Raw genomic sequence first — 15,834 nt, forward strand, 5'->3', positions numbered from 1 at the left:
CTTTTTCCACATCACTTAATGAACCAAACCGGCGAAACTCCGCATTCCGCTGACCTGTACAAACTCAAGAATCTAAGGTAGGGGAAACCAAAACGCACTCCCGATTGGGAGTGCGAATACACATTTTTTGGCAGCTAGTTTTACGGCAACTCAACGCTTAAGCTTTGGCAAAAACCTCAGATAATGCCTCAAACAATGGATGACCAGCAGCAACTCCAGTAAGTTCAATTACTAAAGCATCCGTTGTCTCACGGTTGCCACGTGCTGCAGCAAGACGTGACTGCAGCTCAGCTGCTTCCGCATCCGCGTCCACGTCAAAAGCCAATGCAGCAGCGACTGCAGCGACAAGATTGTTTGGCGTGTAACCACGTTCAGCAAGTTCAGCAGCCGGGCCGATAAAGCGCTCAGGTGCCGAAATCTTACGGATCGGTGCACGCCCCACGCGCTCTACCGTGTCAGGGAGGAAAGGGTTCGCAAAACGATGCAGAATCTTGTCCACATAAGCCTGCTGAACCTCCGGTTCAAAACCAAACTTATCGACGAGCAACTGCTTCGTCTCCCCCAGCACTGCGGCTACCTTGCGCTGTACGTCTGGATCTTCCAAAGCATCAGAGATCTTTGAAATACCTGCTTGATAACCAAAATAAGCGGTTGCAGCATGTCCGGTATTAACGGTGAACAACTTACGAGTGATGTATGGAGCAAGATCTTCCACCCAGGTAATGCCTGGAATATTCGGAACATTTTCACCAAATGGTGCAGATTCCACTGCCCACTCATAATAAGTTTCCACGGTCACATCCAGGCCTTGGCCCGGAGCTTGGTTAGGCACAATCCGATCAACTGCAGTGTTAGCAAACACTGCAATCTGATCAACCTCAGGGAATTCCGCACGTACTGCCTCTGCCAAACCATCAGTTGCGTTGATAGCGTTTTCACATGCCATCACCGCTACTTTGGTGGTATTGCCTGCTTCTGCTCGAGCTTTCAAGCCTTTAGCGATAGTCGGTGCGATGATTTTCAGCACTGTTGGTCCCACGGCGGTGGTAATAACATCCGCATCCAGAATCTGCGCTTGCAATCCTTCTAGATCCGAACCTGAATTCACACCAGAGAAACCGGAAACTTCAATGTCACGAGGCTCCTGCCCCACTTCATGAACCGTGTAGGTATCTTCCGCGTTGAGGGATTCAATTAATGCCTCAGCAACATCCGCGAAAACAATGTCATAGCCCGCTTCGTGGAGCAAAACGCCAACAAATCCGCGGCCAATGTTTCCGGCGCCAAAATGCAGTGCTTTCATCAGTTATTTACCTTTCCAAAAATTTCCAAGATTTCTTCTGCAGTTGTGGCTTGCTCCAGTTGAGCAACCGACTGCTTGTTGCCAAAAATCTTGGCTATCTTTGACAACAGTCCAAGGTGAGAACCATCGGCACCTGCGATACCAACAACAAACTTGGCTGGCTTTCCACCCCAATCAATAGGGTCGTCATAGCGAATGAAGGAAATAGCCGAACCATGGATGGAATCCTTGGCTTCATTGGTGCCATGAGGGATCGCTAGTCCATTGCCCATGAAAGTGGACACGGACTTTTCACGCTCGTGCATAGCATCAACATACGCCTGATCAACAGCACCTGCAGCCACCAGAATCTGCCCGGCTTCATCGATGGAGGAAGCACGATCAATCGCAGCACCACCCAACACAATGTTGTCCAAAGTAAGGATCTTGTTGCTGGTGTCTTCGGAAGCCGCAAGGGTAGCTGTGGCTGTGGTGGCGGCAGCTCCCGCTCCAGCAGTTCCTACGGGTTCTGCTGGCGTTGGTGCAACAGCGCCAGCAGAGCCTGCACCGGTACGCTGCTCGCGGATCATCTCCACGATCTCGTCGTATCGAGGAGAAGCCATGAAATTATCCACGGACACGTGAAGAGCCGACGGAGTGGGTTGTTGCGCACGGTTGAGCAAATCTTCATGAACCACGAGCAAATCGTATTCATCTTTGAGGTTATTGATCGCCGAGTTGGTGACAACAATATCTCCAGCAAAACCTGCGTCTTTAATCTTGTTGCGCAACACGGATGCTCCCATTGCAGAAGAACCCATACCGGCATCACATGCAAAGACAATCTTGTTGATCTGTGGAGCCTGCGCAGCAGCACCTGCGCCTAAAACTCCAGCGACAGAAGACTTCTTGCCCTTCATCGCTTCCATCTTTGCGGTTGCCTCAGTGATATCTTCTTCGCTCTGCTTGGAGAACTTCAAAATTGCTCCAGCAATAACGAAGGAGACAATGGCAGCACCTGCGACACCGCAGGTAACCGCCAAATAGGAATCCGAAGCGGTGGATGCATAAACCGCAATGATCGATCCTGGTGCGGCTGGGGAACGCAGACCTGCGCCCATGATGGTGTTGATAAATACACCAGTCATACCGCCACCAATGGCTGCAATGATCAGTGCTGGCTTCATCAAAACGTATGGGAAGTAGATCTCGTGGATACCACCGACGAAGTGAATAATGGCAGCTCCTGGTGCGGTTGCACGTGCAGCACCGCTACCAAAGAAGATATATGCCAACAAAATTCCTAGACCTGGTCCAGGGTTTGCTTCCAGAAGATAAAGAACAGACTTGCCTGTTTCCACAGCTTGATCTGCTGCCAACGGAGTAAGAACGCCGTGGTTAATGGCGTTATTAAGGAAGAGCACCTTGGCAGGTTCGATGAGTACTGAAGTCAGGAAGAGCAAGTTGTTGTTGATGAGGAATTCAACTGCAGAACCAGCAGCTTTCATGAAGATATTCATCACTGGAGTCAGCAAGAACATCGATGCCACTGCACCGATGGCTGCAAAAATACCAGCGGAGAAATTATCCACAAGCATTTCAAAACCAGGCTTAATCTTTCCAGCCCACAAGCCATCGAGCTTTTTCATCAGCCACGCAAAAAGTGGACCACAGATCATGGCACCGAGGAACATTGGTGAACCACTGCCGTCTTCACCAATAAATACTGGTGAAGAGGTACCAAGAATGACACCCATGGTGGCAATGGCACCAACAACGCCACCGCGGACATCATAAATAAGACGTCCACCGGTATAAGCGATCAAGATTGGCAGTAGATAGGTAACCATTGGCCCAACTAGGCTGCCAATTTTTTCATTCGGGAAAAATCCATCCGGAATGAACAGTGCTGTAATAAGGCCCCAGGCGATGAATGCACCAATATTGGGCATAATCATCGAGGATAGGAAGGTACCAAATTTCTGTACCGCTACCCTTGCACCACTCTTCTGGGGTTGTGCTTCAGTAGTTGTTGACATTTCCCAAACTCTTTCTCTTGAGTAGACAACTTTCATGTTTTCCCTCAAGCTAACCTCACTCACGTGATGTATGTCTAGGAGAAAAACACAGAAATCGGAAATGTTTCCAACTTGAAACCCACATAAATGATCACATCTTTTTCAAAAAAACAAGAGAAACCCACATACGCTGTGATTCAACACACTGCAGATGTGAGCTTCTCCCTTCTAAAACACTCCACCCCCGGGGCTAGGCAAAATCCTTCAATTTTCGCTACACAATTCCAATAGGCTGAACTCAGCCAAGAAATCCTGATATATCGGCCGCATTTTTAGCTAACCGCTCCAGCCTAGATTCCGTCATTGAAGCAATCTGATCCACCAAAACGCGAATCCGAGCTGATTCAGACTCTGCCTCGATAAACCATTGTCGATACATCGGATCTAATGATCCAGGAGCGCCTAGAACAAGATAATCAAACACTCGGAAAATCCGGTCACGCTGCCGATTTTGTCTGGCTAGATGGCCTGGATCATCCATCACATAAAGCACCGCCAGGGTCTTCAACAATTTCACTTCTCGCGCGGCAACCTCGGGAATGATCAGATCCCCATACATGCGCCCCATATTGGTCTTTGCATGTGCCATTTTTGTAGCTTCAATTGTGGAACCCACATATCTGCCCACTAATTCTGAAGTCATCGCTTTCAACGCAGCATAAGAACGCAAGGAGAAATCAAAATCTGCAGCAGCTGCCACCACTGGAAGCTCTCGTAGAGATGCTGCACCTTCGATTAATTCAGCAGCTGTGCCACCAAAAGCCACTGCCCCTTTTTCTGCCAGCGCAGCCAATTCCACCAAATCCCAGAGCACACTCAAATCAATGCGTCCGGAAACAATGCCATCTTCTACATCGTGCACGGAATAGGCAATATCATCAGAAAAATCCATGACCTGCGCTTCAATTGGAGGGCGTAGATCTTCATGGCCTTGTCTAATCCAGGCAAGGATATCTGTGTCCTCATCATAGGCACTGTATTTTTTATTCACGCTGCCATCTGCGTTTGTTTTCGCCCACGGGTATTTACACGCAGCGTCTAGGGCTGCACGCGATAAGTTCAGCCCGAAGCTTTCTCCATCCTCCGATACTATTTTTGGTTCCAGCCGAGTCAGGATGCGCAGTGTTTGCGCATTTCCTTCAAAGCCACCGCATTTAGCGGCAACCTCATTAAGTGCTTTTTCCCCGTTGTGCCCATAGGGCGGATGCCCTATGTCATGGCACAGACCAGCCAAATCGCACAGATCTGGATCCAGATCTAGACCTGCACCAATTCCCCGAGCAATTTGGGCCACTTCCAAAGAATGCGTCAGACGAGTGCGCGGAGTGTCTCCATCATTAGGGCCCACCACTTGAGTTTTGTCAGCCAGGCGCCGCAAAGCTGCGGAATGCAGCACGCGAGCCCGATCTCGGGCGAAAGCACTGCGGGAATCTTCAGTGCTGGCCCGCAGCTTGCTTGACTTGGGGCGCTCAGGGAGGCGTCGAAAAGCGTCTGCCTCAGAATATGGGTACATCTACTTTTTCAGCCTCCGGAGCTGCTCGTGGCGCGCACGCCGAGAAGGGCGCAACAGGCCTTGGATAAAACGCAAACCTTCTTCCACTTTATCGGCCACCGGCTTGCCAAATAGATACGACACGTCTTGGACCACTATCCCGCCCCATTCATGGGACAACGTCAGAAAATAAACTATCGACGGAAACTTCGTGGGACTACAGGTAGTCGGTGAAGGGTACGCTTCAAACCCCATGCGTCGCGCCATGCGCACCGCCCGATAAGAATGATTAGGATCAGTCACAATAAGCACCCGACCAAGCTCAGCTGGGCTTAGTGCAGCAAAAGACGATGCCGTGTCATTACCAATCGCGGACACAACAATCAGCGCTGGCTCCACACCAGCATCGATCAAATAGTCTCGTGCCACTTCAGCTTCAGTAAACCGATCCCCGGGAAGCTTTCCTCCCACGGTATATATGCTCTGCGTGTGGTGAAGCTGCCACAAGGTAGCAGTATGTTTCAGCCTCGCCTCAAACTGTTTCGATGGGCGCCCATCGTATTGCGCCGTGCCCAACACCACAATCGAATCAATGCTGCGCTGATCATTGGGGGTACTGCACTGTGCAAAAAGCGCTACCCGCAACGCTGGTTGCGCAATTGCAGCCACTAGTCCGCAGGCCAAGAGAAATCTACTCACCTTAACTAGTGTGCCAGCCGTACTCGTCTAAAGTGGGGGCCATGAACTTTAGTCTGGTACAACTTCAGAAAAATATCCGCCGCATATCAGTAACTGTGGCGCTTGGAGCTGGTGCGCTTTTTATAAGCAGTCCGTTTCTTAATGTTGACCCGGCCCATGCCACAGAGATCCACATTGTGGCTGAAGCTCCAGAATTTTACCAAGAAAATGTCACAGACTACACCGGACAGATTTCTTCATCTGATGTCTCCAATATTCAGGCAGCCATCGATGATGTAAAAGCCTCTGAACAAAAAGTTATTTTCGTTGTCTTCCTTAATTCTTTTGACGGTGTCTCCCCCGAAGCCTGGACGCAGCAAACTGTCGAAGCCAACGGCGGAAGCAACGTCCTTGTGTATGCCCTCGCTCCAGAAGAACGGCAATACGGCATTTACGGTGGTGCGCAATGGTCTAATGCACAGCTAGATGCAGCCGATAGCGCAGTCTTTCAAGCATTGACACAGCAAGATTGGGCAGGTTCAGCCGTTGCGCTGGCAGACGCTGTTGGATCTGGTTCTAGCTCCGGATCAGGTGCTGGGCCTGGCTCTAGTTCTGGTTCCGGCTCTTCCGGCGCTTGGCTTGCAGCTGCAGGTGTCGGAACAGCTGCAGCTGGTGGCGGAATTTGGGCATATTCCCGCAACCGAAAGAAGAAAACTGGCGCAGCAAATCTAGAAGATGCACGTGACATCGATCCACGCGATACCAACAGGTTAATGCGACTGCCAATGGAAACTCTAGAAAACTTAGCCCAAGAAGAACTCACTTCTACAGACGAATCCATCCGTCGTGGCAAAGAAGAGCTCTCCATTGCTACCGCCGAGTTTGGCCCAGAGCGCACCCGCAATTTCAACCGCGCCATGAACCACTCCACTGGCACGTTGCAAAAGGCCTTTGAAATCCAACAACGCCTCAACGATTCCATCCCAGAATCCGATGCTGAGCGTCGTTCCATGCTGGTAGAGATCATTTCTTCTTGCGGCCAAGCCGATGATGCACTTGATGCCGAAGCCAAAAACTTTGCCGATATGCGCAATCTACTGATCAATGCGGGCAGTAAATTGGATGAATTTACCCAAAAGACCGTTGATCTACGCACCCGCCTTCCACAAGCACAAGAAACCCTCACGGGGCTGCGTACTCGCTATGCACCTGAAGTAATTGACAGCATCGACGACAACGTCGATCTCGCCAATGCTTCACTCAACGAAGCAGAAAAGGTACTGCCACAAGCCCACGAATTAGAGTCCAAGCCAGCAGGACAACAGGGCGGGCTTATCGACGCCATCCGACTCATCGAGCACGCCATCACTACTGCAGACAAACTTCTCGAAGGCGTTGAGCATGCCGATGAAAATATCTCTACTGCCAAAGCAAACGTGGCTGACCTCATCCAAGAAATCTCCGATGAAATCAATGAAGCAGCCCAGCTTAAACAAACTGCCGCAGCAGATGGCGCTCGCGCCGATTGGGCTGCACTCGATGATGCTGTTCGCTCCGCAAGCTCAGTACTAGTCACAGCTTCAGCCGATGCAGAAAAGGATCCTCTGGGAACCTATACCGAACTCGTCGATATTGATTCAGCCCTTGATGTCCAACTCGACGCTGTCCGTGCCACAGCCGCAGATCAATCCCGCCAGCTGCGAGTATTTGATCAGCAATTGGAATCTGCAGGTAAACAGATCCAAAAGGCAGAAGATCTTATTTCCACCCGTGGCAAAATCGTTAAAGCTGAAGCACGTACTCACCTAGCAAACGCACAAAAGCTGTATGCCATGGCGCAGCAAAACCGTACCCGCGATACCCGTGCAGGAATTGATTACGGACGCCAAGCAGCAGTAGCTGCCCAGCGAGCAAGTAAATCAGCCCAATCTGACATCACCACCTATAACAATCGCAATAACTCCGGTGGAGGCACCACTGGCGCAATTGTGACTGGCATGGTTATCAACTCAATCCTCAACAGTGGTCGCGGAGGCAGCGGTGGCTTTGGTGGAGGATTTGGCGGAGGTGGAGGTGGAGGCTTTGGTGGTGGCGGTAGCTTCGGAGGCGGAGGTGGAGGCGGTGGCTTCCGAGGTGGACGCTTCTAACTCTTATTGTTAGGACACTAGTAAAACCAGACTGGGCGACCAAGACAAGAAATTCTTCTGGAATCTCGGTCAGTGTGTCCGGTTACAAACTTGAGAAACAGACCAGGTGACCAAGACTCTATATTCTTCTAGAGTCTTGGTCACCTGGTCTGTTTTAGCTTTCAAGTCCTAGATCTTTGGCCGGCGCACCGCAGAATCCACCAGGACACATGCCCAGCTTAAAAAGACTGCATCCACAAATGGCAGTGCATCGCTACCTGCAGTGCCCACAATGAACTCAACTTTTCCGCTGGTCATTGGGCGTAACCGCGCCACTTCGACACCATTGTTGGTGATCACGCGTTCTTTACGCCACGGTGACATCCTCTTCAGCGAATAGGATCGACGACCACACACTGCGGTTAATTCACTTACGGTGAAAGAGTTTTGGGTCATGGTATAAACCTCACCGCCTGACAGGGTTGCGCGACAGCGGAAACGCATGGTGCCTGGGGTCGATTCAATCAAGAGGCGTTCGCGATCCACGTAGAGCACGTCCGAGCGGACGTCGGCGATGACCTCGCCGGACTCGTCGAAAAGCTCATTGCCGAGCCACACCCATGTTTCTTCCGCATGGCTGCCGAAGATGCCTGCTCTGGGGCGCTGAGCGTCTACCATTGCATGGTCCTTTAGTTAAAAGTAAGAAAGATGATGATTGGCGTCAAAATGAGCAAGAATAACGTCAATCCCCAGCTAGAACCCAACATTCTGGATTCAAGAGTCTTGCGGGTAACCCAGGACAAGAAGATTTCCTGGTCCTTATCTATCGCTGCGTCTGTTTCAAATTCTAGGATTGCGCGACGCATGCCATTATTCAAGCCAGTGAATTGAGCAACTTTGTTTTCATCAGCATCATCGATGATCCAATTGTTTTTCTCTTCATTGATAGCAACCATCGTGGTGCCATCCATGTCGATCTCAATGCGCTTGGACTTGGTGAAAGTCTTCTCGCCAGCTTGAGCACTGAATACACGACCATCTGGAAGCTTAGCGGTTGCGGTTCCTCCAATATCAAAGGAAAGCTCCCATTGCTGATTATCAACCTGTGCAGTGGTCTCAAATGCCTTGCTGGGAACTTCACCGAAAGTGGCTAATACTTCTTCATCAGCGCCACGAAGTACGTTAATAAAAAGCTTTCCTTCGTTCTTGAAGCGCTTGCCCCAGGACGTATAGGAGGTCACAATCAGATCCTTCGATGTCATGCGAACAGAATAGCACCGGCTTGAATAAGCCGGTGCTATTTGTTGCTGTGATTAGAGTATCGCTTTTGCGATCTAGCAGCCGATGAGGCGCTGAGCCAAGTAGCCCTGCAGCTCATCGAGTGAAACACGAACCTGCTCCATGGTGTCGCGCTCACGCACGGTTACAGCGTTATCCTCGAGAGAATCGAAGTCAACGGTGACACAGAACGGGGTGCCGATTTCGTCCTGACGACGGTAACGGCGACCAATTGCACCAGAGGTGTCGTAGTCAACGTTCCAGAATTCACGCAGCTCTGCAGCCAGCTTTTCCGCCAAAGGCGTCAAAGTATCCTTCTTGGATAGTGGCAAGACCGCAATCTTGACCGGCGCCAGGCGACGGTCAAGCTTTAGAACGACGCGCTTATCGACGCCACCCTTTGAGTTTGGTGCTTCGTCTTCGTAGTAAGCATCCATCAGGAACATCATCATTGCACGGCCAAGACCTGCAGCAGGCTCAATGACGAATGGAATCCAACGTTCGTTGGTCTCCTGGTCGAAGAAAGATAGGTCTTCTCCGGAGCCTTCAGAGTGCACGCGCAGATCGTAATCAGTACGGTTTGCAACGCCCTCAAGCTCGCCCCACTTGGTGTTGGCAAAGTTGAATGCATACTCAATATCAACAGTGCGCTTGGAGTAGTGAGACAGCTTCTCTTGTGGGTGTTCGTATAGGCGTAGATTCTCAGGCTTAATACCCAAGTTGATGTACCACTGGTGACGAGTATCAATCCAGTACTGGTGCCATTCTTCGTCCTCGCCAGGCTTGACGAAGAATTCCATCTCCATCTGCTCGAACTCACGAGTACGGAAGATGAAGTTACCTGGGGTGATCTCATTACGGAAAGACTTACCAATGTTGGCAATTCCGAATGGAGGCTTCATGCGTGAAGTGTTCATCACGTTCTTGAAGTTCACGAAAATACCTTGAGCGGTTTCAGGGCGCAGGTAGTGCAGACCCTCTTCATCATCCACAGGACCTAGGAAGGTCTTCAGCAAGCCAGAGAAAGCCTTTGGCTCAGTCCAGTTTCCTGGCTGTCCGGTCTCTGGATCCTTGATATCAGCCAGGCCGTTTACTGGTGGGTGGCCGTGCTTCTCTTCATAAGCTTCCAGCAGGTGGTCTGCACGGTATCGCTTATGGGTGTTTAGGGACTCAACCAGTGGGTCAGTGAAGACCTCAACGTGGCCGGAAGTAACCCATACCTGGCGAGGAAGGATAACTGAGGTGTCAACACCTACTACGTCTGGGCGGGAAGTAACCATTGAACGCCACCACTGACGCTTGATGTTTTCCTTCAGTTCTACGCCCAGTGGGCCGTAGTCCCATGCAGAGCGGGTACCGCCGTAGATCTCACCACAGGGGTACACCAGTCCACGTCGTTTACACAGGTTAACCACGGTGTCGATGATCGATTGCTGAGCCACGTCGGATGCTCTCCTCCACGTCGAATGAAAAAATAACTGTCCCCTTTAGGACATACCCAATCAATCCTAGCCCAACAAGACACCACCCCTCCCCTGACCCCCGATATTGCGAAGAGCCGGAATTCGATAAATATTTTCTCGTTTCCTCCAACAATGATTCCAAGACCAGGTAAAATAGCAAGCGTGCTAGATCCAATTCGGATCTAAATGGACGGAAGGATTTCTCCCGTGATTCACAACTCCAATCGGAATTTCATAGCCTCATTAGAAAATTCTGAATCCTCCGCTTCAACTACTCTGAATGATCTTGCTTCACCCAAGAACATCAAGGCTATGAGTTCACTCATCAGGGCACTCGATTCACCACTTCGAATCCAAATTATCCTCGCTTTGAATGAACGCCCACACTTTGTCCACGAGTTGGTCAAACTAGTTCAAAGTTCCCAACCACTCGTGAGTCAGCATCTGAAAGTTCTAAAATCTGCAGGCATCGTTGATGCACAACGGCAAGGTCGGCAAATGACTTATTCCCTTGCACAGGGCCGCGTCCTAGACATCCTCCTGCTAGCACTCGAAGCTAGCTCCAATACACCTGAGTAGACTGTCCATGTACGTTTTGTGTCGTTGAGGAGGATTATCGGTGGGTATTAATCGCATCAGCCAAGGCTCTGCCCCGAAGCTGGGAGTGCGAAGCACCAGACAGCGAAAAGCCGTAATCGATGTCTTGGAGGAAATCGATAACTTCGCCTCCGCCAAGGAGATCCATCTAGAGCTTTCCTCACGCGAACACAATGTCGGATTAACCACGGTCTACCGCACGCTTCAATCATTAGCCGATATCGGAGCCGTAGATGTGCTTACTGTCACTGGCGGAGAAACTCTGTACCGCCAATGCCACGCGGAAGGCCACCACCACCATTTGGTCTGCACGAACTGCGGACACACTGTAGAAATTGACGGTGGCCCTGTCGAAACATGGGCACAAGAAATTGCTACCAAAAACGGGTTTAGCCTGAGTAGCCACGAAGCTGAAATCTTTGGACTCTGCCCAGCTTGTAATCAAAAGCAGAGCTAACGCCACTAACACTAACTGCCGAACAGATATCTGTTCGGCAGTTTTTCGTTCTTATAAAATACCCCTTGTTTTCGAATGTTTGTTTGAGTATTCTGGGTGCTAACAACAACGATCAGGAGGGAGAAACACATGAGCGCACTCACCACACACGTAGCTACCGTCACTACCGCGCTGCATGCTATCTCCAACCATCTGGGCACGTTCATCACTGATGATGACACCACACCTGAGCAGTACGCCACCCTCGAAGATGATCTCATCAACCTCGAAAACGCCATCAACCACCACGCCACCATCGCAGCCCAAGCTGCTGCCCTGGCAGAGCGAACCAATGCCGCCCACACTATCGGTTCCACACACCTCATCGACTACCTCACCACCACCTTCGGTCTCTCCAAAGCACGCGCCCACCACCGCATCACCCTCGCACACTCCCTCTATCCCAAACCGACCACGCCTAGCCCTGGCAGTAACGGTGATAAGTCAAATGGCGGACCTGACGGTAGCTCAAATGATGATGACTCGGGTGATGATGACCCCGACCCAGAACCCGAAGCTGAACCCGGACAGGAGCCTGCATCAGGGTCTGAACCTGGAACTTCTGGTGGCGCTGGTACTCCTGAGCCCACTCACCCCGGTGGAACACATATCAGCGCCGAAAAACACGCCATCATCACCGACGAACTCACACACCTCAACCCCAACACCACACCCAGTTATAAGGACCTACGCGACCAAGCGCTGGGCCAAGCCATCTGGCGCACCCCAGAAGACCTCCGCACCTGGCTGCGACACCAAATCACCACAGCCAACACTGTCTACCCCAACCCCATCACCGCCATGGGCAAACGCTACCTCGCCCTGAGCAAACCCGATGCCAACAACATGGTCCGCATCCACGGACTCATCCCAGCAAGCACCGCAGCACTAATCACTGCGAACACTGCACCGCTGACCAAACGTGGTGACCTGGTCGATATCCCCGCAAGTGATGACACCCGTAACCGAGGGCAACGCTACGCCGACGCACTGCACCACATCATGGACACCTACAACCACGGCATTGTCACCCCAGCACGCGGAGGCACAGCCAGCATTATCATCTCCATGACCACTGATGATATTGATGACATCAACCACAGTGATGCCAGCCCGTTGAACACGCTCTACCCCACCAACACCGGCTACTCCTTGAACCTAGCAGAGATCATGAACCTCATCGCCGCGAAATACGACTTCGCTGTATTACTGGACGGGGCTACCGGGCAGCCACTTAATGTCCACCGAATGCAACGCAATGCGAACCTGACCCAACGCATCGCCGTGTTCGCCTCAGAACTAGTGTGTTCTGCACCGAACTGTGACAGACCTCAGTTAGAGTGCGAGATCCATCATCTTGATCCCTGGATTCGAGGTGGGCTAACCAACCTAGTCAACCTGACGCAGCAGTGTTTTAACCATCATCCGCGCAATGATGACACGCGCAGTGGAGTCAATGGCAAGGGATTTATGGATCGTGATCCTGTGACTGGTCGAGTAGGGCATTATCCACCCGGTGGGGATAATGGTCCGGTGTTTAATCGCTCGGCGGCCGCTGATGCATCGGGTGGTGCGTGGGCACGACGAAAACACCGTGCTACTGGCCCGCCGGGAGGACAACAACCACCTGATCCTCCCGGCCCCTATCCCAATGATGGTGGGTTATTTCACCGACCCGCATCCTAAACAACAACCATGAGCACCAGGTACACAGTCATACCCAGACACGCTACTCAAGCACAGTGTCCAGACACGCCCAAATATGACCACTCCAAAACTTTAAAGAATCATGCCAAATAGCAAGCCAAGCACATAGGTCACTGATGCTGCACCGTAGCCAATGGCAAGCTGTCGCAACGCTCTGACTCCTGGTGGTTTTCCAGAGAGCAAGCCGGTTGTAGCCCCTGTTGCCATCAAGGAAATTCCCACCAAGATTAGTGAGGTAACCGCAGCTACTAGGCCTTCCAGTCCAAAGACATACGGAATAATTGGGAGGAATGCGCCCACAGAGAACGCCAGGAAACTGAACGTAGCAGCCGAACGAGCAGAGCCCGCACTTTGCACTTCTGTGCTGCCGAGGACGTTATCGCTCACGCGCTTTTGCTCGCCGATCTTGGCAAGCACACGTTTTGCTTTCACTTTAGCTTCGTCCTCGCTCATGCCGCGGGCTCGGTAGACCAGCTCTAGTTCGTTCGATTCGACATCGAGTGCGTGGAGGGCTTCGCGGGCTTTGGGGTCCGGGAGGGAGGCGTCGAGAAGCTCTGTTTGGGAACGCACAGAGATGTACTCGCCGGCGGCCATGGAGAGGGCACCGGACAGCAGGCCGGAGACGCCCGTAATGAGCACGATTTGGGCGGGCACGCCAGTGGCCATAACACCTATGACGAGTGCCACGTTAGAGACAAGGCCATCGTTGATGCCGAATACCGCGGCGCGGAAGTTACCGCTCATGCGTTCACGGCCACGGCTAGCTAGTCCTCGCACCACTTCTGCATGGATGCGCTCATCGGCGCTGATGTGCTGGGGTGCATCAATATCGTCGTCGTAGGGGCTGCGTGTTTCTGCTGATTGGATGAGTGCAAGGGTAAACACGGAACCAAAACGGCGCGCTAAAAAGCCCAACAGTTGAGTTTTTGCATCAGGTTTTGGCGGGTTCTGAGCCGCATCGCCGAGCTGTTCCACCCAATAATCTGCGTGGCGGTCTTCGGCATCTGCAAGTGTGAGAAGGATTTCTTGCTCTTCCCCACTGCGACGCCTGGCAAGGTCGCGGTAGGCGGCCGCCTCAGATCGCTCGTTTGCCAGGTAGCCACGCCAACGTTTGATTTGTTCTGGTGTGGGCTGGTTGGTGGACATTATGCACTTCCGAATCTACGATCCCGTTTTGCGTATTCAAGGACTGCGTCAAACAAGTCTTGTTTTTTAAAGTCGGGGAACAGCTTATCCTGATACACCATTTCGGCGTATGCAGATTGCCACAGCAGGAAATTAGAGGTGCGTTTTTCGCCAGAGGGACGCAGGAAAAGATCCACGTCGGGCATATCGGGTTCGTCCAGGAAGTTGGCGAAGGTTTTCTCGTTGATCTGCTCAGGGCGAAGTTCTCCGGCAGCAGCGAGTCGGGCGATTTCGCGGGTGGCATCAATAATTTCTGCGCGACCGCCGTAATTCACACACATGGCCAGCGTCATGGTGGTGTTGTCTTTGGTCAGTTCTTCTGCAGATTCCAACTCGCGGATCACTGAACGCCACAGACGCGGACGGCGGCCAACCCACCGCACACGGACACCTTTTTCATGCAAGCTATCGCGCTGGCGGCGCAGTACATCGCGGTTAAAGCCCATGAGGAAACGCACTTCATCGGTGGAACGGCGCCAGTTTTCAGTGGAGAAAGCATAGGCAGAAAGGTAGGGAACGCCGAGTTCAATGCAAGCGTCGACGACGTCAAGGAGAACTGCTTCGCCGCGCTTGTGGCCTTCGGTGCGTTTCATGCCACGGTCGGTAGCCCAGCGTCCGTTTCCATCCATGACAAGCGCAATGTGCTCGGGTAGGAATTGGGCAGGAATTTGGGGTACTTGAAATTCGCTCACCTAAACTATTCTGCCATGTGAGCTTTCTAAGCTTGGTCTAGTACCGCCAATGTGGGTAGTTTCCGCTCAATATGCCACTGCAGATGCGCGGTAGTCAGGCGGTGGATGGTGCTTTGCTGCTCGGGATGCTCGAGAGGAATGCGTGCTGTGTGACCATTGGCTACAAGCCACATCATGTGCAAAGTTTCTGCTGGTACAGCTATGCTTCCGGCTTGTCGGCAATACAAACACACTGCCCCACCAGCACCGGGATTAAACGCAGTGTGTGGTCCGGGACGTCCACAGGAAGCACAATCAAACAGGCTTGGTGCCCAGCCTGCATGGTTCATGGCACGCAGCATGAATTCATCCAAATCCAGCACAGGTTCGGCGGAATCTTGGATGTTTTTCAAAGCGCGGGTGGTTTCTTCAAAAAGATGCGGATCTTTTTCCAGACCAGCAATGTGAGTGGCGATCTCTAAAATTGCCGATGCGCAGGAATATCGAGTGAAATCTTCGATGATTCCGGAAGCGTAATAAGCAACCGTATCGGCCCCTGAAATGGTGGATAATTTCCGGCTGGGATAAAGCTGTACATCTAATTCAACAAAGAGCTGAAGCCGCGAGCCGAACCGTGATTTGGAACGGCGCACGCCTTTGGCAACACCACGCACAATGCCGTGGTTTCGGGTGAGCAACACAATGATCCGGTCAGCCTCACCGAAATCATAGGTTTTGACAACAAGTGCCCGGTCCCGAAAACTCTCTCTACGCATTGTTC

At 51.8% G+C, this 15,834-nt stretch carries 14 protein-coding genes; 4 read left to right on the top strand and 10 right to left on the bottom strand.

Annotated elements, in window-relative coordinates:
- Window positions 1–157: 157 nt before the first annotated feature.
- The 4 genes from ccrud_RS10015 to ccrud_RS10030 all read right to left on the bottom strand — a co-directional run bounded on the left by ccrud_RS10015 (window position 158) and on the right by ccrud_RS10030 (window position 5,512).
- Window positions 158–1,303, bottom strand: coding sequence for a mannitol-1-phosphate 5-dehydrogenase (locus ccrud_RS10015; RefSeq protein WP_066566968.1), 1,146 nt, complete (start codon window positions 1,301–1,303; stop codon window positions 158–160).
- Window positions 1,303–3,321, bottom strand: a complete 2,019-nt coding sequence (locus ccrud_RS10020; protein ID WP_066566971.1) for a PTS mannitol transporter subunit IICBA — start codon at window positions 3,319–3,321, stop codon at window positions 1,303–1,305. Before ccrud_RS10020 ends, ccrud_RS10015 begins: the two co-directional genes overlap by 1 nt.
- Before the next feature lie 277 nt (window positions 3,322–3,598).
- Window positions 3,599–4,873: a deoxyguanosinetriphosphate triphosphohydrolase gene (locus ccrud_RS10025; RefSeq protein ID WP_066566974.1), complete on the bottom strand. Its 1,275-nt coding sequence runs from the start codon at window positions 4,871–4,873 to the stop codon at window positions 3,599–3,601.
- Window positions 4,874–5,512 carry a YdcF family protein gene (locus ccrud_RS10030; protein ID WP_425394219.1) on the bottom strand — a complete coding sequence of 213 codons (639 nt, stop codon included), beginning with the start codon at window positions 5,510–5,512 and terminating at the stop codon, window positions 4,874–4,876.
- 80 nt (window positions 5,513–5,592) lie between these two features.
- On the opposite strand from ccrud_RS10030, the gene ccrud_RS10035 reads away from it, so the two are divergent.
- Window positions 5,593–7,677, top strand: coding sequence for a TPM domain-containing protein (locus ccrud_RS10035; protein WP_066566978.1), 2,085 nt, complete (start codon window positions 5,593–5,595; stop codon window positions 7,675–7,677).
- Window positions 7,678–7,845: 168 nt separating this feature from the next.
- On the opposite strand, the gene ccrud_RS10040 is transcribed toward ccrud_RS10035, so the two are convergent.
- The 3 genes from ccrud_RS10040 to ccrud_RS10050 all read right to left on the bottom strand — a co-directional run bounded on the left by ccrud_RS10040 (window position 7,846) and on the right by ccrud_RS10050 (window position 10,376).
- A complete protein-coding gene (locus tag ccrud_RS10040; protein WP_066566980.1) occupies window positions 7,846–8,334 on the bottom strand; it encodes a hypothetical protein in 489 nt (162 codons plus the stop codon).
- An 11-nt stretch (window positions 8,335–8,345) separates the two neighbouring features.
- On the bottom strand, window positions 8,346–8,918 hold the full coding sequence (locus ccrud_RS10045; RefSeq protein ID WP_066566983.1) for a hypothetical protein: 573 nt from the start codon (window positions 8,916–8,918) through the stop codon (window positions 8,346–8,348).
- 72 nt (window positions 8,919–8,990) lie between these two features.
- Window positions 8,991–10,376, bottom strand: coding sequence for a glycine--tRNA ligase (locus tag ccrud_RS10050; protein ID WP_066566987.1), 1,386 nt, complete (start codon window positions 10,374–10,376; stop codon window positions 8,991–8,993).
- 333 nt (window positions 10,377–10,709) lie between these two features.
- Between ccrud_RS10050 and ccrud_RS10055 the strand changes: the two genes are divergently transcribed.
- The 3 genes from ccrud_RS10055 to ccrud_RS10065 all read left to right on the top strand — a co-directional run bounded on the left by ccrud_RS10055 (window position 10,710) and on the right by ccrud_RS10065 (window position 13,176).
- The gene (locus ccrud_RS10055; RefSeq protein ID WP_066569825.1) at window positions 10,710–10,976 is read left to right on the top strand and encodes an ArsR/SmtB family transcription factor; all 267 of its coding nucleotides are present in this window, start codon (window positions 10,710–10,712) and stop codon (window positions 10,974–10,976) included.
- A 40-nt stretch (window positions 10,977–11,016) separates the two neighbouring features.
- Entirely contained in the window at window positions 11,017–11,451 is a 435-nt protein-coding gene (locus tag ccrud_RS10060; RefSeq protein ID WP_066566990.1) for a Fur family transcriptional regulator, read from the top strand.
- A gap of 129 nt (window positions 11,452–11,580) precedes the next feature.
- Complete coding sequence (locus ccrud_RS10065) at window positions 11,581–13,176, top strand: HNH endonuclease signature motif containing protein (protein WP_066566993.1); 1,596 nt, start codon at window positions 11,581–11,583, stop codon at window positions 13,174–13,176.
- A 93-nt stretch (window positions 13,177–13,269) separates the two neighbouring features.
- Here ccrud_RS10065 and ccrud_RS10070 read toward each other — a convergent pair whose 3' ends face one another.
- The 3 genes from ccrud_RS10070 to recO are packed head-to-tail and all read right to left on the bottom strand — an operon-like array spanning window position 13,270 to window position 15,829.
- Window positions 13,270–14,343 carry a VIT1/CCC1 transporter family protein gene (locus ccrud_RS10070; RefSeq protein WP_066566996.1) on the bottom strand — a complete coding sequence of 358 codons (1,074 nt, stop codon included), beginning with the start codon at window positions 14,341–14,343 and terminating at the stop codon, window positions 13,270–13,272.
- The gene (locus tag ccrud_RS10075) at window positions 14,343–15,074 is read right to left on the bottom strand and encodes an isoprenyl transferase (protein WP_066567005.1); all 732 of its coding nucleotides are present in this window, start codon (window positions 15,072–15,074) and stop codon (window positions 14,343–14,345) included. The genes ccrud_RS10070 and ccrud_RS10075 overlap by 1 nt, the downstream gene beginning before the upstream one ends.
- Before the next feature lie 26 nt (window positions 15,075–15,100).
- The gene (gene recO, locus ccrud_RS10080; RefSeq protein WP_066567012.1) at window positions 15,101–15,829 is read right to left on the bottom strand and encodes a DNA repair protein RecO; all 729 of its coding nucleotides are present in this window, start codon (window positions 15,827–15,829) and stop codon (window positions 15,101–15,103) included.
- Between the last annotated feature and the right edge of the window lie 5 nt (window positions 15,830–15,834).

Source organism: Corynebacterium crudilactis, from assembly GCF_001643015.1.
GTDB classification, from domain to species: Bacteria; Actinomycetota; Actinomycetes; order Mycobacteriales; family Mycobacteriaceae; genus Corynebacterium; species Corynebacterium crudilactis.

Coding starts and splice junctions, on each gene's coding strand:
- ccrud_RS10015 (WP_066566968.1), bottom strand. CDS start 1,303: ATGAAAGCACTGCATTTTGGCGCCGGAAACATTGGCCGCGGATTTGTT.
- ccrud_RS10020 (WP_066566971.1), bottom strand. CDS start 3,321: ATGTCAACAACTACTGAAGCACAACCCCAGAAGAGTGGTGCAAGGGTA.
- ccrud_RS10025 (WP_066566974.1), bottom strand. CDS start 4,873: ATGTACCCATATTCTGAGGCAGACGCTTTTCGACGCCTCCCTGAGCGC.
- ccrud_RS10035 (WP_066566978.1), top strand. CDS start 5,593: ATGAACTTTAGTCTGGTACAACTTCAGAAAAATATCCGCCGCATATCA.
- ccrud_RS10040 (WP_066566980.1), bottom strand. CDS start 8,334: ATGGTAGACGCTCAGCGCCCCAGAGCAGGCATCTTCGGCAGCCATGCG.
- ccrud_RS10045 (WP_066566983.1), bottom strand. CDS start 8,918: ATGACATCGAAGGATCTGATTGTGACCTCCTATACGTCCTGGGGCAAG.
- ccrud_RS10055 (WP_066569825.1), top strand. CDS start 10,710: ATGAGTTCACTCATCAGGGCACTCGATTCACCACTTCGAATCCAAATT.
- ccrud_RS10065 (WP_066566993.1), top strand. CDS start 11,581: ATGAGCGCACTCACCACACACGTAGCTACCGTCACTACCGCGCTGCAT.
- ccrud_RS10070 (WP_066566996.1), bottom strand. CDS start 14,343: ATGTCCACCAACCAGCCCACACCAGAACAAATCAAACGTTGGCGTGGC.
- recO (WP_066567012.1), bottom strand. CDS start 15,829: ATGCGTAGAGAGAGTTTTCGGGACCGGGCACTTGTTGTCAAAACCTAT.